This is a genomic window from Paenibacillus sp. FSL W8-0194 (assembly GCF_037969745.1).
In the GTDB taxonomy this organism is placed as follows: domain Bacteria; phylum Bacillota; class Bacilli; order Paenibacillales; family Paenibacillaceae; genus Paenibacillus_AQ; species Paenibacillus_AQ cookii.
This window is the reverse complement of record NZ_CP150205.1, coordinates 3,470,334-3,492,347: the sequence shown is the minus strand read 5'-3', so window position 1 is coordinate 3,492,347 and position 22,014 is coordinate 3,470,334. Positions and strand designations below refer to the sequence as shown.

Sequence of the window (22,014 nt, the reverse complement as noted above, 5' to 3'; positions counted from 1 at the left end):
TTTCATATTAATATTCAATAAAATTGAAAGTTGAAGGGGGATCGTATGATGGAATTGCGCCAACTGGTTACGTTCCGTACGGTTGCATCCACTTTAAATTTCAGTCGGGCTGCGGAAGCGCTGAACTACGTCCCCTCCAACGTCACGATGCAAATCAAAGCATTGGAGGATGAGCTTGGTGTGCGTCTTTTTGACCGTTTGGGGAAGCAGCTTGTTCTCACGCATGCAGGGAAACGCTTTTTAACCCAGATTCAAAGCGTTCTGGAAAAATTGGACGAAGCCCGCAGCGCCGTTCACGACAACGAAGTGCTAAGCGGCACCCTAACGATCAGCGCGAACGAGGTGATTTGCGTCTATCGTTTGCCGGCTGTTTTTCAACGATTTCGAGCGCAGCATCCGGGAGTTCGCCTGATCTTCCGCTCCGTTCCCAATCTGGAGCTCAAGCAATCGCTTTTTGAGGGAGCCGCGGATGTCGTCTTTATGCTGGATGAGCCCATTCGCTCGAACGGACTTGCAGTGGAGCCTTTACTGGAAGAAACTTTCCGCCTTTTCGCCGCTCCGGACCACCCGCTTGCCCAACGAACGGTGCTGCAGCTGGATGATTTTCACGGGGAAGTGTTCCTGACGAATGAAAAGGGTTGTCCCTATCGAACCATGTTTGACCGGTCATTTGAGAAAGAGGGCATGGATAGTATCACGTATTTGGAGTTTCAAAGTGCGGAGGCCATTAAACAATGCGCCATTTCGGGAATCGGCATTGCCTTTCTTCCTGAAATCGTAGTGAAAACCGAAGTTGAACGGGGCGAACTGGTTGCCCTTCCATGGCAAATTCCGGATCTTCACGTATATACACAGATGTCATGGCATAAAGACAAATGGCTTTCGCCCGTCATGTTATCGTTCATAGAAGCAGCGAGGGAAGTTCTTGCTTGAAAGGACGTTCCCCTTGAAGCGATGAGGCCGGGGGTTCGATCCGCCTAGGCTTTATATCGTACAAAAACGTCACCACGTTCTGTGGTGGCGGTTTTTTTGTAATGAATGCTTCATTGCCTCTTTTTTGCAGTGTTTGTAAATCCTCATGTTGGACAAAAAAGAACAAATTGACTCCGGATTGCAACGAAACCTTAACATCTTGTCTCCCGGACGACTTTATAATGGAGGAGGCATTTTTATCCAACGGGGCGTTAAGGAGGTTTATCATGAGAAAAATGACGCGGCTTGCCCAAACGGGCTCCGCCTTGCTTATTTCAGCGATGTTGATGTCAGGCTGTATACGCACCGGTTCCGGCATCATGGCCGCATCCGGCAACGAGGGAACGGTTTTGCCGGCAAAAGCGGCGGCAGCGGACAGCCATGCCGTGCCTGAGACAAAAGCTTCAAAAATAGGTTCAGATGGCACAGCCGTCCTGCAAAAGGGAGATCCCGTGAAAATGATCAACCGTTCAAGCACGTTTGAGCTTCCGGTGGTCGATTTCGTCAACGGCGATACCGGTTTTGCCGTCAAGCAGGCATATGCGGAATCGCTGTCGCTCATTTCCACCACCGACGGCGGCGCGCATTGGAAGGAGAAACCTTTGCCGGGCGAGCTTGTTTTGGGGCTTGATTTCTCGGATGGGCAAAACGGCTGGAGCCTTATTCAGGAAGGATGCAGCGCCAAGGGCACAACCGTGTGCAAAACCATCCGGCTGATCCGGACGAAAAACGGAGGGGACACCTGGACGACATTATGGAAGGCCGCCTCGCAGGAAGACAACAGCCATGTGTTTACGAATATGCGCAGATTGTCCTTCGACAACCCGAAAAACGGGATGATGCTTGCCAACGGCCGTCTGTACGTGACCCGCGACGGCGGCGTTCGTTTCGATCAGGTTTCGTTCGGCGTCAACCATTTCATTCCGCTTTATATGAGCTTTCCAAGCGAGCGGACCGGTTACGTGGCGGGGACGGTTGGCGCGGATACGGGAAAGCTTGCCGTTATGAAAACGACGGACGGCGCCCGAACCTGGCGGAAGCAGCTGGAGCTTGCAGGGGAACATTCGCCGCTGTTGAGCTTGGGCATCGATTTTAAGGACGAACGCACCGGCTGGCTGCTGACCGACGAAGAAGGCATGCTGAGCGGAGAGCTGTACCGGACGACGGACGGAGGCAAACATTGGGCGAAAATGAGCACACAGCGCACGGGACGCCCGACGCCAACCGATATTCGGCTTGCGGATGCCCACACGGGAGTGATGTCCCTTCATCCGGGCGCCGGTCCGATCGAAGGCGGGATTTGGATCACTCATGACGGGGGCAAAAGCTTTGCGAGCGTGGCCCCGAATCGCGCCGTAGCCGTCAATCAGGTGCAAATGGTAAGCGCGAAGGACATATGGGCTGCCGCGGACGGCATCAATGAATCGGGCTTCCTGCTTCATTCCTCGGACGGCGGGATGACATGGAAGCAAGTTTATCCGGCGGTGCGGCCGACCGGCGACGTCTCCATGGTCGACGCTTCCCATGGCTATGCCGTAGGCACGCTGCTGGACAACAACGCGGTACTGCAAACCGTGGACGGCGGAACAAGCTGGAACGTGCAAGGCCGGATCGACGGGTACTTGCGGCTTGAAAAAGCAAGCTTCATCAATCGGATGGACGGGTACGTCATTGCCTACGGCGAGCATGAGCCCCATCGCACGCTGCTGAAAACGTCGGACGGCGGGAAGCATTGGGCGAAGGTATCGACGGATTCGCTTCGCGATCTGAGCGGCATATCCGAACCTTCGTTCTTCCGTTTTTATGACCAAAAGCAGGGCGTTATTACTTTCAAGGGCTCGGGAAACCCTATTTGGCGCACGTCGGACGGCGGAGCCAGCTGGCAACCATCGAGCGTCGGCGTCGGCAGCGGTTTGGGAACGCCGATGCATTTTTTCTCCACCGCGGAGGGATGGGCCGTTCAGGAAGGGGATCGGCAACGCGGCCCCGCATTGTTGCGTTTGACGGGAGAACAGCCGGAGCAAAAAGTGCTTGCTCTGCCGTCGGGCTGGTATCCGGAAGCGATCGGCTTTTCCGATTCCCTTCACGGTGTGGTGGTTTTTGAGGATTTCCGCTCCGATGGAGATGCGGTGCATTTGTTAACGACGTCGGATGGCGGAAAGGTATGGACGGACCGTCCTATTCCTGCGGCGTCCGGGATCAGCGGGGCGAAAAGCGTTTGGTTTGCGGACGTGAAACACGGTTGGCTTCGTTATGACGGAGGGATGGCGGAAACGAAGGACGGAGGACTAACCTGGAAAGTTTTGCCGTAATATCTTGGGAATGAACGCTACGGTTACCCGATTCAAGAAAAAGAGATAGGAGATGAAGGCATGGTTATGATTTTGATCGGCATCATCATGATTTTGCTGGGGCTGTACGACGCCAAAAAACCGGACTCCGGGCTCTTTCGTTTCTTGAGGCGTACGCCCAAAACCGAAAGCAAGCCGCACGAGATCCGTTATCAAGGGGAAGCCGGGATATTCGGCGGCTCGTTATTTATCGTGGTCGGATTGATATCCGTACTGGTAAAACAATTTGGCTAAGTGGAAGGGAAAAATGTCGGGATAGCCGCTTTCGCACGGCCGTGATACAATGGATTGTTGTGATCACCGTTACGGGAAAGGAAACATCATGAAAAAAAACGCACCCATTCCAACCGCAATCCCTTTGGTTATCGGCATCATCGCCGTTTCGTTTTCTTCAATTTTCGTCAAATGGTCGTCGGCTCCCGCATCGATCCAGGGCATGTACCGGCTGCTGATGACCGCGCTGCTGATGCTCCCGTTCATCCGCCCCCACCTGGCGGAGCTGAAGTCATTGACCCGAAAAAAGCTCTTCATGCTGTTTGCTTCGGGTTTTTTTCTGGCGCTGCATTTTTTGCTGTGGATGGGTTCGCTCAAGCTGACGACGGTATCCAGCTCGACCATTATTTTGGCCTTGGAACCGGTTTTTATCGTCATCGGCGCTTTTTTTATCTATAAGGAACGGACGTCGCGGGTCGCCATGGCCGGCATGGGCGTGGCGATCGTTGGGGCGGTGCTGATCGGCTGGGGGGACATCGGCGTCTCCCGCGACAATCTGCTCGGCGATTTGCTGTCGATGTTCGGCACGCTTGCGGTGTCGGTGCATATGCTGATCGGCCAAAAAGTGGTGCAGCAAGTTTCCTCTTATGTATACAGCTTTGTCGTGTTTTTGTCCGCGACGGTCGTGTTTGCCGTGTACAACGCCGCGTGCGGCATCTCTTTTACGGACTATCCCGGACAGGATTGGGCGATGTTCGCGCTGCTGGCCGTCGTGCCGACCGTATTCGGCCATTTGCTGTTCAACTGGCTGCTTCAGTACGTTTCGGCGACGACCATTTCCATGAGCATCCTGGGCGAGCCGGTCGGGTCCAGCCTGCTTGCGTTTTTGCTGCTCGGCGAACAAATGACCTGGTTCCAGGTCATCGGCGGCATGCTGGCCATCTTCGGATTGATCGTGTTTTTGAACGCCGACCGGTTCAAATGGAAGACGAAAGACAAACGGGCCGCCGAACCGTTAAAATCGGCATAGGGAAGCACCGTCCTTGAGCTTTGTTTAACCTGCGCATAAAGCCTGCACGCGGGCACTTCTACTCGGACCATCGGGGAAGCTCGATGAAAAAAGTGAAGTGCCCGTTGTTATGATTAAGGCCGATGCGACCGCCGTGCAGTTCGGCGATGTTTTTGGCGATGGACAGCCCGAGGCCGGCGCCGGGGGAGGCGCGATATTCGCTGCGGGACGGGTCTGCCTTGTAGAACCGTTCGAACAACAGCTTTTCCTGCTCTTTTGCGATCGGCTTGCCGACGTTTTCGACGGCGAAATAAATGTCGCCGAAGTTTTCCAAAAGCCGCACCGTGATATCGCCGGGCTTAAACGAAAACTTGAGCGCGTTCATTAACAGGTTGTCGATGGCGCGGACCATTTTTTCCGTATCGATGGACGCGTACATCGGCCCCGGGTCCCGGACCAAACGCACCGAAAGCGCATTTTCCTGCGCAATGGGTTCGAATTCGTTCATGATTTGCTCGAGCAATGCGGCCATGTCCATCTTGGTTAAGCTCAGGTTTGCCGCGCCGCTCGTTAACCGCGTGTATTCGAACAAATCGTCGATCAGCTGTTTCAGCTGCTGGGATTTGTTGTACGCATTGTCGATATAGCGTTTATGTTCCTCGAGATTCGTATAATCGTCATTTTTCAGCAGGTTCAAATAACCGATGATGCTGGTCAGCGGCGTCCGCAAATCATGGGAGACGCCCGTGATCAGCTCCATTTTGGACTGCTCGCTCCGCCGCTCCAGGTCCATTTTTTCCTGCAGCTGTTCCGCCATGAAATTGATGCTTTTGGCGACCTCCCCCAGCTCGTCTTCGCTGGACGCGGGGAGCCGGTAGTCGAGATTTCCGCCCGCAATCGTCATGAGGCCGTCGGCCAATGTCCGCAAATACCGCACGATCGGCCGCGTCAGCATAAAAAAGAAAAACAAAAACGTCACGACCAAAAAAGCAAAATTCCCGACCGGCCCCAGATCCCCCCAATTGATCGTAAAATAAGCCAGGATCCATGAGAAGGCAATCATCAGGATAAAGCTCAGGACAGCGGCCCAAAACATGCGGACCCGGATGTTCTTTTTTCCGGTCAGAAAGGAGGCCAGGAACGAAAGAAACTCTTTACTCAACTTTATATCCCACTCCCCAGACCGTTTTAATATACCGGGGTTCCCGCGGATTGTCCTCGATTTTTTCGCGGATGTTCCGGATATGGACCATGATCGTGTTGTCGGATAAAAACTTGTCTTCTTTCCAGACGCCTCGGTAGATTTTTTCCACGTTGAAAACATGCCCGCGGTGGCTGGCCATCAGTTCCAGGATCGAAAATTCGATCGGGGTCAGCGAGACCTGCTTGCCGCGGACCGTCACGACATGGCGGCTTTTATCGATGATCAGGTCGTTGATTTCGATGATCGCACCGCCGGATTGGGACTGGTTGCCGCCGTCGCTTGCCAGCTTGATTCTGCGCAGCTGAGCCTTCACCCGGGCCACCAGCTCAAGCGGGTTAAACGGTTTGGAGACATAATCGTCAGCTCCCGTCGTCAGCCCCGTAATTTTATCGATGTCTTCGCCTTTGGCGGAAAGCATGATGATCGGAATATTCATCGTTTCGCGGATTTTGAGGCATGCCTTGATCCCGTCCATATGGGGCATCATCACGTCCAAAATAATCAAATCCACCGCCTCGTTTTTGAGCAGCTCCAAAGCCTTAAGGCCGTCTTCGGCTTCGAACACGCGAAGCCCTTCGTTGCGCAGAAAAATATGCACCACGTCGCGAATTTCCGGGTCGTCATCGACGACCAGCACGGTATGGTTCAAAGCGAACGATCTCCTTTCGAATGGTTTGGTTTTGAATAGATGACGAACGACCGCCGCAATGGCAACTGCGGCAACCGAGACGCCGGCCAGCAGCAAACCGTATCGGTAAACCAGCTCGCCGACCGCCTGCGCGTGATCTCCTACGAAACGTCCTGCGGCGAAAAATATCGCCGTCCATATCCCGCCCGTCGCAAAAGAGAACAGCGCGTATGTCCGGAACGGCATACGGTGCAGCCCGACGACGTACGGCATGACGTGGCGCACGACCGGAAAAAAATAGCTTATGCATAACGCGAAGCTGCCGTACTTGCGCACCAGCGCCTCAGAAAAGTCGGCGTATTTTTTTATGTTTTTCTTCCGGCCAAGCCGCTCGAGCACCGTATTCCCGAATAATCGGCCGAGCACATAACCTAACGATAACCCGGAGACGACTCCCAGATAGGTGAGCATGAAGGCGGGGAGCACATGAAGAAAACCGTTTGCGGTCAAAGCCCCTCCGGTCATGACGATCACTTCGTCGGGAACCGGCATGCCGACGATGCCAAGCCACAAGGCAAAAAACAGCGCGGCATAACCAAAATGCCCGATGAAGGAAAGCAGCGTATCAGCATTCATAGGCTGCGCGCTCCTTTTTTTCATCCTTGAATAGGTTCCTGCCGATCCCGTAATAAAGCAGTTCGGACAACAGGATGCCACCCGCCGCGTCCGCCAAGACATGCTGTTTGACGAGCAGCGTAGAGGCGATGATCATCCAGGAGACGACGAATGCGGCTGTTTTTAAGCGCTTGCCCGGATTGCACTGGAAGGCCGCTTTCAGGACGATATGGCTGGTCAGGACGTGAATGCTCGGAAAGCAATTGTAAGGCGCGTCCGTCGCGTAAACGAAGCCGACAAGCGCATTCAGCACGCCGCCTTCGCCGATTTCCGGCCGCAGCAGCGTCGTTTGGAACAGATAAAAGCAGCCATAACAGACGGCGAGGCCGATGCAGGTCAACGTTAAGCTGCGGTAGTAGACCCGCCGGTCCTTCTTGAAAAACACGACAAACATCAAAAAGACGTAAGGGTACCAGATCAGGTACGGGATAATGAAGACGGGCATGAAAGGGATCCGCCGGTCCCATTCGGTGATCAATTGGGCCGTATCGGCCCCGCCATGATTGAGCAAGCCGTAAAACACGTTCAAGACGGGAATGGCAAGGAGCCATCCAAGCGGCAGATAGGCTGCAAGCTTCTTATTCATACGTATCATATCGCTTGCGGCAAACGTACACAAATGCCGGGGGAATATTCAACGGGACGTAATGGACATGCTCGATGTCGAACAACGCGCCGAGCTGCTTTTTCATTTGCTGCGAATATTGGAAGGCGATGAACAGACCTCCGGGTTTTAGCGAACCCATGATTTCGTCCATCAGCTGATCGCGAAGCCGTTGCGGAAAATTAAAAAACGGCAGGCCGCTCAAAATGCAATCCAGCCGATCGACACCCTCGGCCCGCAGCGCTTCCCGAAGCCGGCAGGCATCGGGGTAACACGAAAAACGGGGGAAATCCCTGGTTAATCCGCCGCGGAGCACCGCATCTTTTTCGAATAACATCACGTTCGCCCGGTTGACGTTATAAGCGTCAATGTACTTGGTAATCGCGCCGGTTCCCGCGCCGAGCTCGGCTATATGCCGGGTTTGCCGCCAGTCGGCCGCCTCAAGCATTTTCCGGGCCAAAAAAGCCGAACTCGGCGTCACGCTGCCGATTTGTTTCGGCGCCTGCGAAAATTTGTACAGAAACAGCATTTTTTCTTGGATATGCTTCATCATCGGATTTCTCTCCCTTGCTTTTGCATATTCCCATGTTAAAAAAATTTTCTTGGGAACAAGCAAAGGAAAATCTGAAGAATTTCTGAAGGCAAACCGAAAAAAAAACGCCGCACCGGATCTCCCCGGCAACGGCGTTTTCGTTATGCAGTCGTTTCGTTTTCTCCCCATTGCTTTTCTTTCCACATGACGGTAATGGCAAGGCCGATGACAATGACGACGGCGGCGAACAGGTAAGGATAATTGACGTTGACGTCGAACAAGATGCCGCCCACCGCCGGACCGGCGATATTGCCGAGGCTCGTATACGTCGAGTTCATCCCCGCGACAAACCCTTGGTCTTTCCCGGCCGCTTTGGATAAAAACGTCGTCAAGGCCGGGCGAAGCAGGTCAAACGCAAGGAAGATAAAGCTCGTTACTACCAGGACCGCCATAAAGCCGGAGATCACGGTGGATACGACCGCCAACACCGCGCCGACGATCAGACACCACTGAATGAGCCTTTTTTCGCCGAGAAAGTCCACCATTTTACCGAACAAAAATATTTGGACGACGACCCCGAAGATGGAGCTGATCGTAATAATGGCCGCAATATCTTTGGGCGTGAACCCGAATTTATGGTCGGAAACCAAGCTAAACACCGTCTCGTAGGCCGACAGGCCGAACGCAAGCACAAATACGATGATAAACGCGATAAAGTAGAGCGGTTGAAGCGATTTTTTCAAATCGCCCAAAAAATTGGTTTGCTTTGCGTTCGCGGCGATTTCCGCGAGTTCTTCCTTGGTCAGCGGCTCCTTCAAAATAAAGATGGAAATTACGCATGCCAGGAAGGCGATGACCGCGGCAAAAAAGAAAGGAACGCGAATCCCGTATTCCGCGATGATGCCGCCGATGCCGGGGCCGATAATAAAGCCGGTACTGATCGCGGCGGAGATATACCCCATGGCCTTTGGACGTTCCTCGACGCTGGTGATGTCGGCCACGTATGCGGTCGCGCTGGGCATGATAAAGGCGGCGCTGAAGCCTCCCAACACCCTTGCGAAATAAAGCACCCATACGTTCGTGCCCACCCCGAAGATCAGCTCGGACACGCCAAACAGGAACAGGCCGATGACGATGATTTTTTTCCGGCCGTAGCGGTCGACCCAGCGGCCCGCAAACGGCGACATCACCAGCTGGGACACCGCGAATACCGCGACGAGCGCCCCCATCGTTTTGCCTGATAAATGCATCATATCCATAAAGGACGGCATGACGGGGATGATCAGGCCGACCCCCAGAAACGCAATGAACACGTTGCTCAGCAGAATGAGCAGCACCGCTTTTTGCTCTTTAATTGGTTTTTTCATGTCTCAACACTCTTTCCGTAAAAATCATGGATGCGATATGCCTCGCCAAAATACGGTCCAGCAGGCTTCCAATTTTTCTTCCAGCCGCTGTTCGTCATTGTCGTACACCAGGCTCAGCATGATGGAATCGACGATTCCGAGGAATGCAAGCGTCGGCGTTTTGGCCGACTCGCCGTATATGGCCTTCGTATCGATCCAATCCTTGAATTTTCGTTCGAGTACGCCCTGAATTTCGGTTTCGATGTCGACGACTTCCTGTCCGATCGCATCGGCCAGATGTGCCGGCGGGAAAAAGGACGTCCGCAGCCAAAACTTCAACTGCTCGTTTTTCTGGAACAAATCGATGACCAGCCGCAAAAATCCGTAAAGATCCCGCTCCGGTTGATGCTTATCGAATCCGCTCATATATTCGAGCTTCGAAGCGCGCTCGGCCTCTTTCGCATCCCGCAGCACCTGCAGGAACAAATCGTCTTTTCCTTTAAAGTGTGCGTAAAGGGACTGTTTTTTCATACCGACTTCTTCGGCGATTTGGGAAAGGGAGGCTCCTTCATAGCCGTGTATCGTGAAAAATTTCAGGGCGGCATCCTTAATTTCATCGGCTTTCAATCATGTGCACCTCCAACTAACGAACGTTCGTCAGTTATCTTAACAGATGATCGCTGGATAAGCAAGAGTCTAAATTTTTTAATAGTAATTGTTACGAATAACTTGCCAGAGCAAAAAATGTATGTTTTAATGTTAAACGTAATAATTACGAATAAGGGAAGATGAGCTGGTTCACTCGTACCTAATATGTGCGTACACAGCAGAGGATATTTTTTTTGCCTGTTTTCAAATCGTAATTATTACTATTAATACCGTCAAGGAGGATACATATGATCCTTTGCTCATTACGCGATATCGTGTTTGGATACGAAAACGAACCTGTGATCCGGAATGTATCCGGGGATATTCATGCCGGCGAATTCATTGCCGTCAGCGGCCCGAACGGGGCGGCCAAAACGACGCTGTTAAAGCTGATGCTCGGCCTTCTGAAGCCATGGAGCGGCACGGTCAGGTTTTCGGCGGAACTCGGCCGGAGCCGGGTGGCGTACGTTCCTCAGCAGGCCTCTTCTTTTAATGCCGGGTTTCCCAGCAAAGTCATCGAATTGGTCCGGTCGGGATGTTACCCGGAGCTCGGTTTGTTCCGGCGTTTTCGCCGGGAGCAGCATGAACTCGTGGAGGAGGCGCTAAAAGCGGTCGGCTTGTGGGAGCTGAGAAACCGGAAAATCGGGGAGTTGTCCGGAGGGCAAAAGCAAAAGGCATGCATCGCCAGGGCGATCGTGCAGCAGCCGGATCTGCTCGTTTTGGATGAGCCCGTCACCGGAATGGATGCCGCGAGCCGCACTCGTTTTTACGAGTGGATGCGGCAGCAGGTCAAAGAGGAAAGCAGGACGGTGATCATGGTGACCCACGGGCTGGACGAAGCCCAAGATTACCTGGACCGCGTGATTTATCTGGAAGGGAAGGAAGAAAGCGATGTTTCAATATGAATTTATGCAGCGGGCGTTTTTGGCGGCCGGTTTGATTTCGCTCATTGCGCCGGTGCTTGGCGTGTATCTTGTGCTCAGAAGGCAATCCCTGATGTCGGATACGCTCTCGCATGTTTCGATGGCCGGGGTCGCGCTTGGCTCCGTGCTCCATCTCAGCCCGGTGTTATGCGGATTTCTGTTCGCCATATTGGGAGGAATCGTCATCGAGCAGCTGCGGCGGACGTACCGTTCCTACAGCGAAGTGCCCGTGGCGATCATTATGACCTCGGGGCTGGCGCTTGCGATGGTGCTGATGAGCCTGAAGACGAGCTTGAACAAAAGCTTTAACGCCTACCTGTTCGGCTCCATCGTGGCGGTCAGCGAGACCCAGCTCGCCGTCATCGCCGCCGTGACGCTGATCGGGCTGCTGTTTTTCGTACTGCTGCGCAGACCGCTTTACAATCTAACCTTCGAGGAAGATACGGCCGCGGTCAGCGGGGTGCGCGTCAAGCTGCTGTCGTTCGCTTTTGCGGTGGTCACGGGCATGATCGTTGCGGCTGCGATGCCGATCGTCGGGGTTCTGCTCGTGTCCTCCATGATCGTATTGCCTTCGGCTTTTGCCCTCCGTTTTGCAGGAGGTTTCGCGTCGGCCGCGATTCTTGCGGTCGCCACCGGCATGGTCGGCGTGTTCAGCGGCCTGACCGCTTCCTATTACACGAATACCCCGCCCGGGGGGATCATTGCCCTGATTCTGCTTGCCATTCTGCTGGTCGGCATCGGCGTCAAACGAGTGGTCAAACGGACCGCCAAACGGCGTATCGCCAAAGCCGGCATGCCTGTACGGCAGCAAACCCATCAAACTTTGAAGGAAGGAGCTTCAAAATAATGAAAAAACGGATTCCTTTTGTATCCGCGCTTACGATTGCCGCACTGGCCGTTTCCTTGGCCGGCTGCGGCCAAAAAGAGGAGGTTTCGGCACCGGCCGGGGCGCAGCCCGCCGCGCAAAAGCAGAAGCTGAAGATCGAAGCGAGCTTTTATCCGATGTATGAATTCGCCCGCCAGGTAGCGGGGGATTTGGCGGAGGTGAACCTGCTCATCCCGCCGGACGTGGAGCCCCATGATTGGGATCCGACGCCGCAGGACATGGGGAAAATCGAGCAGGCGGACGTGCTTGTGTATAACGGCTCCGGCCTGGAAGGATGGATCGAGCAAATCCTGAACAGTTCGGGCAACAAAAATTTGAGCGTCGTCGAAGCAAGCAAGGGACTGGAGCTGATCGAAGGCGCCGAGGGAGAGCACGAGCACGGGGAAGCTGCGCATTCGGCACATGAGGCCGGTGACAAACACGATGCTGCGGAAGACCATGATGCGAAAGCGGGGCATTCCCATGAGGATGCACACGAACATGAGCATGAACACGATCACGATCACGGGGGATTGGACCCGCATGTATGGCTATCCCCGCAGTTGGCCGTCAAGGAAGTCCGGAACATCGAAGCGGCCCTGATCGAAAAGGCTCCGGAACATAAGGAACAATTCACGAAAAACGCGGACGCTTACGTCGCGAAGCTGGAGCAGCTGGATGCGGATTACAAGAAGGAGCTGCAAAACGCAAAACGGAAGGATTTCATTACCCAGCATGCCGCTTTCGGATATTTGGCCAAGACATACGGTTTAACGCAGGTGCCGATTGCCGGGTTGTCTCCGGAACAGGAACCGTCGGCGTCTGCCATGGCGGATGTGGTCAAGTTCGCGAAAGAGCATCAGGTCAAAACGATATTTTTTGAGACGCTTGTCTCCTCCCAAGTTGCCGATACGATCGCCAAGGAGCTCGGGGCGAAAACCGCCGTCCTGAACCCTCTTGAAGGATTGACAGCGGAGGAACAGGCGAAAAACATGGACTATATCTCCGTCATGCGCGCCAACCTGGAGGCGCTGAAAAAAGCGTTAAACGAATAGGATCTTGAGGGGAGAAGAGAAAATGGCTGACAAAATCATACCGGTAACCGTGCTGAGCGGATACCTGGGGGCAGGCAAAACGACCGTGCTGAACCATGTCCTGAACAACCGCGAAGGCGTGAAGGTAGCCGTCATCGTCAACGACATGAGCGAAATCAACGTCGACGCGGCGCTGGTGCAGTCGGGCGGGAGCCTGTCGCGCACCGAAGAAAAACTCGTCGAGATGTCCAACGGCTGCATCTGCTGCACCCTGCGGGACGATTTGCTGCAGGAGGTTAAAAAGCTGGCGGAGGAAGGGCGGTTCGACTATATTTTGATCGAATCCACAGGCATTTCGGAACCTATCCCCGTGGCCCAAACCTTCAGCTACGCGGATGAAGCGTCCGGCATTAACCTGGCGGAGCACGCCCGGCTGGACTGCATGGTAACCGTGGTGGACGCCTACCGGTTCTGGAAGGACTTTTCCTCGGGCGAATCGCTGCTTGACCGGGCGGAGGCTTCGGGAGACAACGACGATCGGGATGTCGTCGACCTGCTGATCGACCAAATCGAAACCTGCGACGTGCTGCTGCTAAACAAATGCGATTTGGTGGAGGAAGAGGAGCTGAACCGCCTCGAGGGACTGCTGCGCAAGCTGCAGCCTACGGCCAAAATCATACGCACCGTGGGCGGGCGGGTGAATCCCGCCGAAATCATGAACACGGGATTGTTCGACTTCGAAAAAGCGAGCCTGTCCGCCGGCTGGATACAGGAGCTGGAAAAAGATCACCATACGCCGGAAACGGAGGAATACGGCATCGGCTCGTTCGTTTATCGCAAGCGCCTCCCTTTCCACCCGGAACGTCTCGCCGCGGCATTGTCGGACTGGCCGGCGGAAGTGGTTCGTGCCAAAGGGTTGGTATGGCTGGCGGTGAAGGACGATGTGGCCGCCACCTTCAGCCAAGCGGGTCCTTCGATCCAGTTCGGCCCTGCGGGGTATTGGCTGGCCGCCATGCCGGAAGCCGAGCGGCAGGAGATTCTGGCGGCCGAACCGAGCCTGCAAAGCAAATGGGACCCGGTTTGGGGCGACCGGTTGAACGAAATCGTTCTGATCGGCATCGATATGGACCGCAAGGCCATTGAGGAACAGCTGGATACCTGCCTGCTGACGCCGGAGGAAATGCGCCTAGACTGGTCGCGGTTCCGCAATCCGCTGCCATGGGCGGCCATTTAAGCTAAAATGCGAACCGGCTTCAGCGTTGCCCGAACTATCGCCCGAGAGATTGACACTTAAACCAAGTGCCCTCTCGGGTCTATGCAATCGAAGAAGTACTCCGGGAATGGTGTGACAAAATGCTTGTTTTTTCAATGAATTCCACTTTCTAAAGTGAGTGTGGCTCTTAGAAGATGAATGTCATTTGGTAATTTCTTGTGATTTTATGATGGGGGAATTGGTTTCTTTCTTCTATTCTATAAACATTTCTATTGCTCTGACGTGCATATTAAATTTATTGACAGTAAGATAGAGCCTCTTAGCGTATCTGGATAAGTATTCCAATGTTGGTGATTCAATCAAATTTTCATTAAACAGCCAATTTTGTGGGGCCAAAATAATATTTCCACCGTTGAGCAACATAATATTATTCAAATATTCCCAAATCAAAGTTTCAAGTTCCCTATTTTCTACGTTGTTCATAGCTTGAAAGTTATCAATAATTATTTCAATATCCTCGCAATCAAGTACTTGATTTCTAATATCTAATTCTGAACGTAGATAAAAGTCTTTTACTACCGGACTTAAGATATCATTTTGCGTGACAACTTGTTGAAATGCCATTCTCGATTCATTTTTCATCTCACTTAATCTAATAGATGTTAGCTCATTATTCTCATGTATGCCTTCTATCGAATTAAAATGTGGTGCAACCAGATCAATAATAAAACGATAGATTTCAAGTGAATACAAAGGGACCTCAAAAGAAATACCGCGCTTTTCTTGTAAGAATGGCGCAACAATCCATTGGAGCAAACTATTATCTTCTAAGTGATATGGCGCCGATGTATTCACAGATAATGGCTTGATAGCAAAGTCAGCATTATATATTTCGTGTGACAAGTTTTTTCTTTCAATGTGTTCAACTCTCTTATACCACATCAGCATCTCTCCTAAGAGGAAAGTGCCCAAGTAAATAACCGGGCAGTTTCTATTAAATCTTTAATATTAGTATACTCTAATAGTATTCTAACAAGAACGTACCCTTAACCGGTGTGAGTTTTTTCCCTGTTGAATTGCTTCTCCTGCTCTTGTTAGTGTTACTGTCCAATTACACAACATCTTGCCGCTGCAATTGCTTAGCATAGCTTAGTCACTTAATGCTTTTCCCTATCCAATATTACTTTTCCCGAACGCGATATTGTTCATAGGGATGGGTGTTCCAACATCCGGGCAAACTAGGGAAAAACAAGCCATGGAGGATGCGCATGAAAGCCGTAACGTATCAGGGTCGAAAAAAGGTGGAAGTGAAGGATGTCCGGGATCCCGGGCTTGAAAAAAAGGACGATATTTTGGTCCGGGTAACGACGACCGCGATATGCGGTTCAGACCTCCATATCTATCATGGATTGATTCCCGGCATGCATGACAACTACGTGATCGGCCATGAACCGATGGGCATCGTGGAAGAAGTGGGACCGGAAGTGACGCGCGTCAAAAAAGGGGACAGGGTCATCATTCCGTTTAACGTATCCTGCGGGCAATGCTTTTACTGCCAAAACCAGATGGAAAGCCAATGCGACAATGCCAACGATGCCAGGGATACGGGCGGTTATTTCGGTTATTCGAATACGTATGGCGGTTACGCGGGCGGACAAGCCGAACTGATGCGGGTGCCTTACGGAAATTTCGTTCCGTTTGTCGTTCCCGAGGACGCGGAGCTGGAGGACGAACAGATTCTCTTTTTGTCCGATATTTTGCCGACCGCCTACTGGGGCGTCGATCATGCCGGCGTAAAACCCGGGGACACCGTCGTGGTGCTCGGATGCGGGCCGGTTGGACTGCTCGCGCAGAGATTTGCCTGGAAAAAAGGGGCCAAACGCGTCATCGCCGTCGATCAAGTGGATTACAGGCTGGAGCATGCCAAAACATACAGCCATGTTGAAGCCTACAACTTCGGGGCGGTCAACGACCTGGACAAGCAGCTGATCGAATTGACCAAAGGCGGAGCCGACGTCGTCATCGACTGCGTGGGCCTGGATGCGAAGCGCACCCCGCTCGAGAAGGTCGAAACGGCGCTGAAGCTGCAGGGCGGCTCGCTTGGAGCTTTTGACATGGCGGCCAACATCGTGCGCAAATGCGGAACGATTTCGGTCGTCGGCGTCTACGGGCTGAAATACAACCTGTTCCCGTTCGGCCACTTGTTTGAACGGAACATTACGGTCAAAATGGGGCAGGCACCCGTCATCCACTATATGCCGGAAATATTCCAATGGATCAAGTCCGGGGAGCTGGACGCCACCGACATAATTACGCACCGGCTTCCGATGTCCGAAGCGGGGCATGCCTACAACATCTTCGACAACAAAGAGGACAACTGCATCAAAGTCGTGCTCAAACCATAAACTGCAGCCGTGACTTGCGAAAAGAGCCCGTTCCATAAGAACGGGCTCTTTTTCGAACCGTCAGTCAGCTTTATTCCGTATTATTTATTCTCTCATCAGTCACCCAGCACAAAAGCATCCAAAAAATCGTTTCGGAACTTGCCTTCAGGGTCGCAACGAAGAAGAAGGTTGCGGAAGTCCGGCAGCCGTTCGTAAAGCGATCGCAAGCGGGCGGGCGGCATCGTAAAGAGCTTGGCCCAATGCGGACGCGCGCCGTATGGAGCAAGCCGCTCTTCGATCAACGGGAGCACTCGCTGCACGGCTTGCCAGTCAGGCTTCCAGGTGAAATGGATCGCGACCGAATCCTGCAGGTAACAAGGGCTCATCCACAATTCGTCTTCTGCAATCGTTCGAACCTCGGAAACATAAAGGAGAGGGGCGACCTGTTCCCGAAGCCCATCCAACGCGCATAAAGCCTGGTAGGCGAATGCGCGGGGCACAAAATATTCGCTTTGCAGCTCCTCCCCGGCGCTTGGGGTGAATTCCATCCGGAAATGGGGGAGCCGCTCGAACCAAGGTCCGGGGACGCCCAGCTGTTCGCTGCAGTTTTCCGCTGAAAATCCTGCCACGGGGTGAACATTTCCCGCTGCCCTAACCGAGCCGAAAAACGTCGGCCCCATGGCGGAGGCGGTGCCGTCCATCGTCCGATGCTTCAGCCAGACCTGATTAAAGGAGGACGACTTCCAGTCCGTGAACAGGCTGACGCTGTATGCGGCAGAGGCGATTTCGTCAAAGTGATGCTCCAAATTCTCCAAGGGGAGATTTTCGTATACGTACTGGCACATCTCGAACGCCGGGATGACGTCGAGCGTCATTTTCGTGACGATTCCGAGTCCGCCAAGACCAACGGCGGCTCCATTGATCTCGTCCCCTGCATCCCGGGAGAATTGCATGACGGCTCCGTCCGCCCCGACGATTTCCACCGCATGGATCGCAGCGGCCAGATTGCGGCTGTTCACCCCGGAGCCATGCGTTGCCGTTGCGCAGGCCCCTGCGACCGTAATATGCGGAAGCGATGCCAAATTATGAAGCGCATAACCTTCTTCGTTCAGATAACGGCATAGATCCCCATAGCGGATGCCGCCTTCGACCGTTACCCGGTGGTTTTGGCGGTCCAGCGCCAAGACCCGGTTCAGCTTTTCGAGCGACAGTTGGGTTTCCGGGCTATCTGCGATTCCGTTGAATGAATGCCGCGTTCCGACGACTTTGATCCGGCGGCTTGCGGCCGCGAGTTCAACCACCTGTTCCATCGTTTCAGGGATATGAAGCTTTGAAGCGCTGTACGTGTAATTGCCTGCCCAATTCCGTTTTTGGTCCATTTGTTCGCTCCCATTCGGTTTAAAAGTCTATAAACCTATGATAGCAGGGGGGCGTACAGGGCCTCAACCTATTTATTGAGAGGAGAATCCTCGTATCCTTCGTGGTCGTAGTCGGTGTGCCGCATTTTGCCGAGGATCTTCATGCCTTCGATCGTGCGCTTCGTCTTTTCGTCCCCGATGTCGTACAGGAAAGCGTACACGTCGATCAGTTTATCGTTAAATTCCTGCGGCGCGTCGTCATGGTCGGCCGATTTATAGGGAATAAACGCGCGCTTGAACGTATATTCGTCTTCCCGGTTCAGATCCTCCAGCTTATCCATCAGCTTGGTCTTCTCTGCTTCGGTCATCATCACCTCGAATTCGGCGGATTCGTAAGGGGCATCCTGAATCAAATGATGGCTGACGGAAATATAATAACGTTTTTTATCGGTATCCATAAGGCAGATTCCTCCTTCGTCCTTGGCGCTTTGCGCATCTTGCGTGTTCCCGGAGCTTTCGGCGGATGTGCCCGGGCGGCAAGAACGTTTTTACTGAACTTTAAACGAAAAGAGGCCTTCTTGAATCAGAGACGACGGTCGATCCGTTCTTACGGAGGAGTCTTTTGGAAAATGGTGGACACCAGGTCGAAGGTCATTACGAAATACAATATGTATATGAGCGAAAATCAAAAGCTGTTGTTTCCGTTCGAAGACGAGCTGCCCGAACCCGGGCAGCCGCCGATGACGCCTTAGCGCTTCGCGAACCAGATCGTCCAAGGATCCTTTTCGGCAATCGGGCCGGAGCCTTGGATCTTGCTTTGCATATAGGCAATGAGCTCATCCAGTTCCCCGTCCGAAAGTTCATGCAAAATCGAACGCCCGGTTCGCTGCCGTACATCCTCGAACAACGCCTCAGGGGCAGGATGCACTTTCCTCGGCTCCCACCATCTCAGCTCGCGAATGTCGCAAAAACCGCTCGCGCGGAGCGCTTCGGTCACCGTTTCCGAATCATGCCTCCGGGATTTCTCCGTTTCCATAAGCCTAGGGAATTTTTCGAAAATGTATCCGCGGATGTGGGTATCCGATCCGGGCAATACGCTGTCTTCCGGCGTCCGGTCCTGCACGATCAGCATGCCGCCTGCCTTCAAAATTCGATGCGCTTCGCGAAAACAGCCCTGCAAATCGGTCAAGTGATGGATCAGCGCCCGTTCCAGCACGACATCGACATGCTCCGAAGGCAGCGTCGTCTCGGTTGCAGTACCTTGAATCCACTCCACTTCATGCGTTTCGCCTACATTTTGTTTCGCCCCCTGCAGCATTTCCGCCGAATAATCGACGCCGATGACATGCTCGGCTCCAAGGGCAAGCAGTGCTTTCGTGTAGATTCCTCCGCCGCAGCCAATATCCGCCGCCCGTTTTCCCTTCAGTTCCACTTGCTTGGCAATGAGCTCCAGCCAAGAGGCATCCGCAACGCGGGTCGTATAAGAAGATTGGTTTCTTGGATCATGAAAATCCATCGGCATAACAGAAACTCCTCCTTTTCAAGTTTCATACAATGAAACTATGTTTTATGAAATGGGATGATTTATGTGTATTATAAAACATTCGAGGCTGATTGGCTACATTTTCTAAGAAATTAGCGGACGTTATAAATTCTTTAGAATTGCCCTCTACTATAAATCCCAGGAGGGGAATTAAAAATGAGAGTACTGGAAATCGAACATGTAACCAAAAAAGCAGGACGGCGGACGCTTATAAGCGACATGTCCTTTGAAATCATGCAGGGGGATGTTTGCGGCTTCGTCGGCCCGAACGGCGCCGGCAAAACGACGCTGATCCGCATGATTACGGGACTGGTCAGACCGGGCGAAGGCACCATCCGCATCGAAGGTTTCGATGTGCAGCGGGACCGGATGAAGGCCCTTGGCCAAGTCGGAGCCATCGTGGAATCGCCGATCTTTTTCCCATATATGTCCGGAAGGGACAACTTGCTGAACCTCGCGAAACTGCATGCAGGCATCCCGAAAGAAAAACGCGCGGCCCGCGTCGACGAGGTCCTGGCTACTGTCGGGCTGGACGGGCGCGGACACGATAAAGTCAAAACCTATTCCCTGGGCATGAAGCAGCGTCTCGGCATTGCCCAAGCGCTGCTTGGAAATCCGAAGCTCATCATCTTGGACGAACCGGCCAACGGGCTGGATCCGATGGGGATTCGCGAGCTTCGCAACCTGATTTTGAAGCTGAACCAGGCGTACGGGATCACCTTTTTCGTATCGAGCCATCTGCTTGACGAACTGCAGCGGATCTGCAACCGCTTCGTCATCATCAAGGAAGGACGGCTCGTATGGCAGGGCACGCAGGAAGCGTGGCTGGAGATGGCCGGAACGCGCAGCCTGGAAGACCATTTCGTGGAGATGATGACCACATGATGGCTTTATTTCACAGCGAGTGGGAACGGTTATGGAAACGCAAAATCACATGGCTGTTCCTGATCGCCATACCGCTGATCATTGCCCTGACGGCTAAATATTACATCGGCCATAACGCGTCCGTTCCGCTTGGAAGTCCCGAGCATACGACGGCGGAAAATTTTCCGGTCATGGCCATGATCGAGCAGCTGATCGTCGTGTTTAACGTCGTGGCGCTTGTGCTTTTGACTTTTTCCTTTACGGAGGAATACCGTTCGGGCCAACTGCGGCTCGTCATGCTGCGGGCATACGGCAGCTCGCAAATTTTTTGGGCCAAATGGCTGGCGTTTGCGTCCATGATGGCTTTGTTTTTCGTCGTCTATTTGGTTGCGGCGGTCGTCGCCGGATGCGTCTTTTTCGAATCTTCGCCGCAGCAGACGTTGTTTTATTACGATCATGCCGTTTCAAGCCGATACATGATCGGTTATACGCTCAGCTATTACGGAATGGCTTATGCCTCGATCGTCGGGACGGCATCCGTATTTATCGCGATCGGCGTCATCTCCCGTTCGTCGACCGCGGCCATTGGCCTCGGCATGGGATTTTTGCTTTGTTCCCTCGGGTTTCCGCTCATTTATGACCTGTTCAACCGCGTCACGGGGTTCGGCTGGCCCGCGATGCTGAAATACGTTTCGCTGACGGAAATCCAATTTAGCGGGATCGCGGTCATGTTATCCGGCAGCGCGTCGGCAAGGGAATGGCATGCCGGACTGTGGATGGTGCTTATACTTGCGGGATATGTCGCGGTGTTTACGGCCGCAGCCCGCCTCATCTTTACCAAATCGGATCGCTTTATATAAGGAGGAAATGGATCATGATGCAGTTTTTGCAAAGCGACTGGCAGCGGATATGGAAACGGAAAAAAACCTTCGTCAGTCTGCTGATCTTCGTTGCGATCGTGCTGCTCGACTGCCTGTTTTTGGGCGTGCAGTCGTTCGGCGCGTTCGATAACGTATCGTCGGTGCCTTTGACCGCACAAAATTTTTCGCTTTTTTTGCTGAAGGAAGTCTCGTTTTTTCTGGTGCTGATTATCGGCCCGATCCTGATGATCGACAGCTTTAACGGGGAATATCACGGGGGCCAGCTGCGTCTGGTGCTGATCCGCCCGATTTCGATCCTGCGGCTGTTTGCGGCAAAATGGATCAATCTGGCCGTCATCCTGCTGCTGTTTGTGGCGGTAACCTTTGTCATTGGGGAAGGTGCCGGGCATCTGCTCAAGCCAAGCGCGGACTCCGTCGTGTACCTGAACCCGGACCGCGCTTACGGCCCGGCCGGCGCATTCTTGTACAACTTGGAATCCTACGGGCTGTTCATGCTGATTTTGCTCGCGCAGTTAAGCGTGACCGCAGCCTTGTGCACCTTGCTTCCAAGCCCGATCATCTGTTATCTCGGCTGGATCGGAGTGGCTGTGGGCGGCCTGTACGTTTCGGATGCGCTCCGATTTTTGCTGATGGGGATGAGCACCATTTTTCAATGGATGGCCGGCCGGTACGTTCATGCCTTTCTTTTGCCGGTAATGGTTTGTATATTTCTAGGTTTTGCCGTTACAATGTTGTGGTGGAACCGAAGAAACTGGGTGAAATAGCCC

General features: G+C 53.3%; 23 protein-coding genes and 1 pseudogene. 13 read left to right on the top strand and 11 right to left on the bottom strand.

What is annotated here, in order from left to right; all coding sequences use genetic code 11:
- Positions 1-48 precede the first annotated feature (48 nt).
- The 4 genes from MKY58_RS15680 (at position 49) to MKY58_RS15665 (ending at position 4,566) form a co-directional block, all read left to right on the top strand.
- Positions 49-933 carry a LysR family transcriptional regulator gene (locus tag MKY58_RS15680; RefSeq protein ID WP_036710319.1) on the top strand — a complete coding sequence of 295 codons (885 nt, stop codon included), beginning with the start codon at positions 49-51 and terminating at the stop codon, positions 931-933.
- Between the two features lie 266 nt (positions 934-1,199).
- Entirely contained in the window at positions 1,200-3,284 is a 2,085-nt protein-coding gene (locus MKY58_RS15675) for a YCF48-related protein (protein WP_339321102.1), read from the top strand.
- Positions 3,285-3,344: 60 nt separating this feature from the next.
- Entirely contained in the window at positions 3,345-3,557 is a 213-nt protein-coding gene (locus MKY58_RS15670; RefSeq protein WP_339321101.1) for a hypothetical protein, read from the top strand.
- An 88-nt stretch (positions 3,558-3,645) separates the two neighbouring features.
- The gene (locus tag MKY58_RS15665; RefSeq protein ID WP_339321100.1) at positions 3,646-4,566 is read left to right on the top strand and encodes a DMT family transporter; all 921 of its coding nucleotides are present in this window, start codon (positions 3,646-3,648) and stop codon (positions 4,564-4,566) included.
- Positions 4,567-4,624: 58 nt separating this feature from the next.
- On the opposite strand, the gene MKY58_RS15660 is transcribed toward MKY58_RS15665, so the two are convergent.
- The 7 genes and pseudogenes from MKY58_RS15660 to MKY58_RS15630 all read right to left on the bottom strand — a co-directional run bounded on the left by MKY58_RS15660 (position 4,625) and on the right by MKY58_RS15630 (position 10,161).
- A complete protein-coding gene (locus tag MKY58_RS15660) occupies positions 4,625-5,707 on the bottom strand; it encodes a HAMP domain-containing sensor histidine kinase (RefSeq protein WP_339321099.1) in 1,083 nt (360 codons plus the stop codon).
- Entirely contained in the window at positions 5,700-6,398 is a 699-nt protein-coding gene (locus MKY58_RS15655; RefSeq protein ID WP_339325171.1) for a response regulator transcription factor, read from the bottom strand. Before MKY58_RS15655 ends, MKY58_RS15660 begins: the two co-directional genes overlap by 8 nt.
- 159 nt (positions 6,399-6,557) lie before the next feature.
- Positions 6,558-6,929: pseudogene (locus MKY58_RS15650) on the bottom strand (DedA family protein); the annotation flags it as partial.
- Positions 6,930-7,002: 73 nt separating this feature from the next.
- Positions 7,003-7,638, bottom strand: a complete 636-nt coding sequence (locus MKY58_RS15645) for a phosphatase PAP2 family protein (protein ID WP_339321098.1) — start codon at positions 7,636-7,638, stop codon at positions 7,003-7,005.
- A complete protein-coding gene (locus MKY58_RS15640) occupies positions 7,631-8,209 on the bottom strand; it encodes a phospholipid methyltransferase (protein WP_339321097.1) in 579 nt (192 codons plus the stop codon). Before MKY58_RS15640 ends, MKY58_RS15645 begins: the two co-directional genes overlap by 8 nt.
- A 140-nt stretch (positions 8,210-8,349) precedes the next feature.
- Positions 8,350-9,555, bottom strand: coding sequence for an MFS transporter (locus MKY58_RS15635; protein WP_339321096.1), 1,206 nt, complete (start codon positions 9,553-9,555; stop codon positions 8,350-8,352).
- A gap of 24 nt (positions 9,556-9,579) precedes the next feature.
- The gene (locus MKY58_RS15630) at positions 9,580-10,161 is read right to left on the bottom strand and encodes a TetR/AcrR family transcriptional regulator (RefSeq protein WP_339321095.1); all 582 of its coding nucleotides are present in this window, start codon (positions 10,159-10,161) and stop codon (positions 9,580-9,582) included.
- 269 nt (positions 10,162-10,430) lie between these two features.
- Between MKY58_RS15630 and MKY58_RS15625 the strand changes: the two genes are divergently transcribed.
- From MKY58_RS15625 to MKY58_RS15610, 4 genes are read left to right on the top strand one after another with little or no spacing between them, the layout of a single operon-like run.
- The gene (locus MKY58_RS15625; RefSeq protein ID WP_339321094.1) at positions 10,431-11,087 is read left to right on the top strand and encodes a metal ABC transporter ATP-binding protein; all 657 of its coding nucleotides are present in this window, start codon (positions 10,431-10,433) and stop codon (positions 11,085-11,087) included.
- Positions 11,074-11,952 (top strand): metal ABC transporter permease, encoded by an 879-nt coding sequence (locus tag MKY58_RS15620; RefSeq protein WP_339321093.1) that lies wholly within the window; start codon positions 11,074-11,076, stop codon positions 11,950-11,952. The genes MKY58_RS15625 and MKY58_RS15620 overlap by 14 nt, the downstream gene beginning before the upstream one ends.
- Entirely contained in the window at positions 11,952-13,025 is a 1,074-nt protein-coding gene (locus MKY58_RS15615) for a metal ABC transporter substrate-binding protein (protein ID WP_339321092.1), read from the top strand. The genes MKY58_RS15620 and MKY58_RS15615 overlap by 1 nt, the downstream gene beginning before the upstream one ends.
- A 22-nt stretch (positions 13,026-13,047) precedes the next feature.
- Entirely contained in the window at positions 13,048-14,238 is a 1,191-nt protein-coding gene (locus MKY58_RS15610) for a GTP-binding protein (RefSeq protein ID WP_339321091.1), read from the top strand.
- Between the two features lie 231 nt (positions 14,239-14,469).
- On the opposite strand, the gene MKY58_RS15605 is transcribed toward MKY58_RS15610, so the two are convergent.
- Complete coding sequence (locus MKY58_RS15605) at positions 14,470-15,159, bottom strand: hypothetical protein (RefSeq protein WP_339321090.1); 690 nt, start codon at positions 15,157-15,159, stop codon at positions 14,470-14,472.
- Positions 15,160-15,485: 326 nt separating this feature from the next.
- On the opposite strand from MKY58_RS15605, the gene MKY58_RS15600 reads away from it, so the two are divergent.
- The gene (locus MKY58_RS15600; RefSeq protein WP_339321089.1) at positions 15,486-16,622 is read left to right on the top strand and encodes a zinc-dependent alcohol dehydrogenase; all 1,137 of its coding nucleotides are present in this window, start codon (positions 15,486-15,488) and stop codon (positions 16,620-16,622) included.
- A 95-nt stretch (positions 16,623-16,717) separates the two neighbouring features.
- On the opposite strand, the gene MKY58_RS15595 is transcribed toward MKY58_RS15600, so the two are convergent.
- Together MKY58_RS15595 and MKY58_RS15590 are read right to left on the bottom strand one after the other, a co-directional pair.
- Positions 16,718-17,980, bottom strand: coding sequence for an FAD-binding protein (locus MKY58_RS15595; RefSeq protein WP_339321088.1), 1,263 nt, complete (start codon positions 17,978-17,980; stop codon positions 16,718-16,720).
- A 68-nt stretch (positions 17,981-18,048) separates the two neighbouring features.
- Positions 18,049-18,417 (bottom strand): hypothetical protein, encoded by a 369-nt coding sequence (locus MKY58_RS15590; RefSeq protein ID WP_339321087.1) that lies wholly within the window; start codon positions 18,415-18,417, stop codon positions 18,049-18,051.
- Between the two features lie 171 nt (positions 18,418-18,588).
- Between MKY58_RS15590 and MKY58_RS15585 the strand changes: the two genes are divergently transcribed.
- Positions 18,589-18,711 (top strand): hypothetical protein, encoded by a 123-nt coding sequence (locus MKY58_RS15585; protein ID WP_339321086.1) that lies wholly within the window; start codon positions 18,589-18,591, stop codon positions 18,709-18,711.
- On the opposite strand, the gene MKY58_RS15580 is transcribed toward MKY58_RS15585, so the two are convergent.
- On the bottom strand, positions 18,708-19,481 hold the full coding sequence (locus tag MKY58_RS15580; RefSeq protein ID WP_339321085.1) for a class I SAM-dependent methyltransferase: 774 nt from the start codon (positions 19,479-19,481) through the stop codon (positions 18,708-18,710). The two genes, MKY58_RS15585 and MKY58_RS15580, sit on opposite strands and share 4 nt — an antisense overlap.
- 177 nt (positions 19,482-19,658) lie before the next feature.
- Between MKY58_RS15580 and MKY58_RS15575 the strand changes: the two genes are divergently transcribed.
- From MKY58_RS15575 to MKY58_RS15565, 3 genes are read left to right on the top strand one after another with little or no spacing between them, the layout of a single operon-like run.
- Positions 19,659-20,387 (top strand): ABC transporter ATP-binding protein, encoded by a 729-nt coding sequence (locus MKY58_RS15575; protein ID WP_339321084.1) that lies wholly within the window; start codon positions 19,659-19,661, stop codon positions 20,385-20,387.
- A complete protein-coding gene (locus MKY58_RS15570) occupies positions 20,384-21,226 on the top strand; it encodes a hypothetical protein (RefSeq protein ID WP_339321083.1) in 843 nt (280 codons plus the stop codon). The genes MKY58_RS15575 and MKY58_RS15570 overlap by 4 nt, the downstream gene beginning before the upstream one ends.
- A 14-nt stretch (positions 21,227-21,240) precedes the next feature.
- Entirely contained in the window at positions 21,241-22,011 is a 771-nt protein-coding gene (locus MKY58_RS15565) for an ABC transporter permease (RefSeq protein ID WP_339321082.1), read from the top strand.
- Positions 22,012-22,014 lie beyond the last annotated feature (3 nt).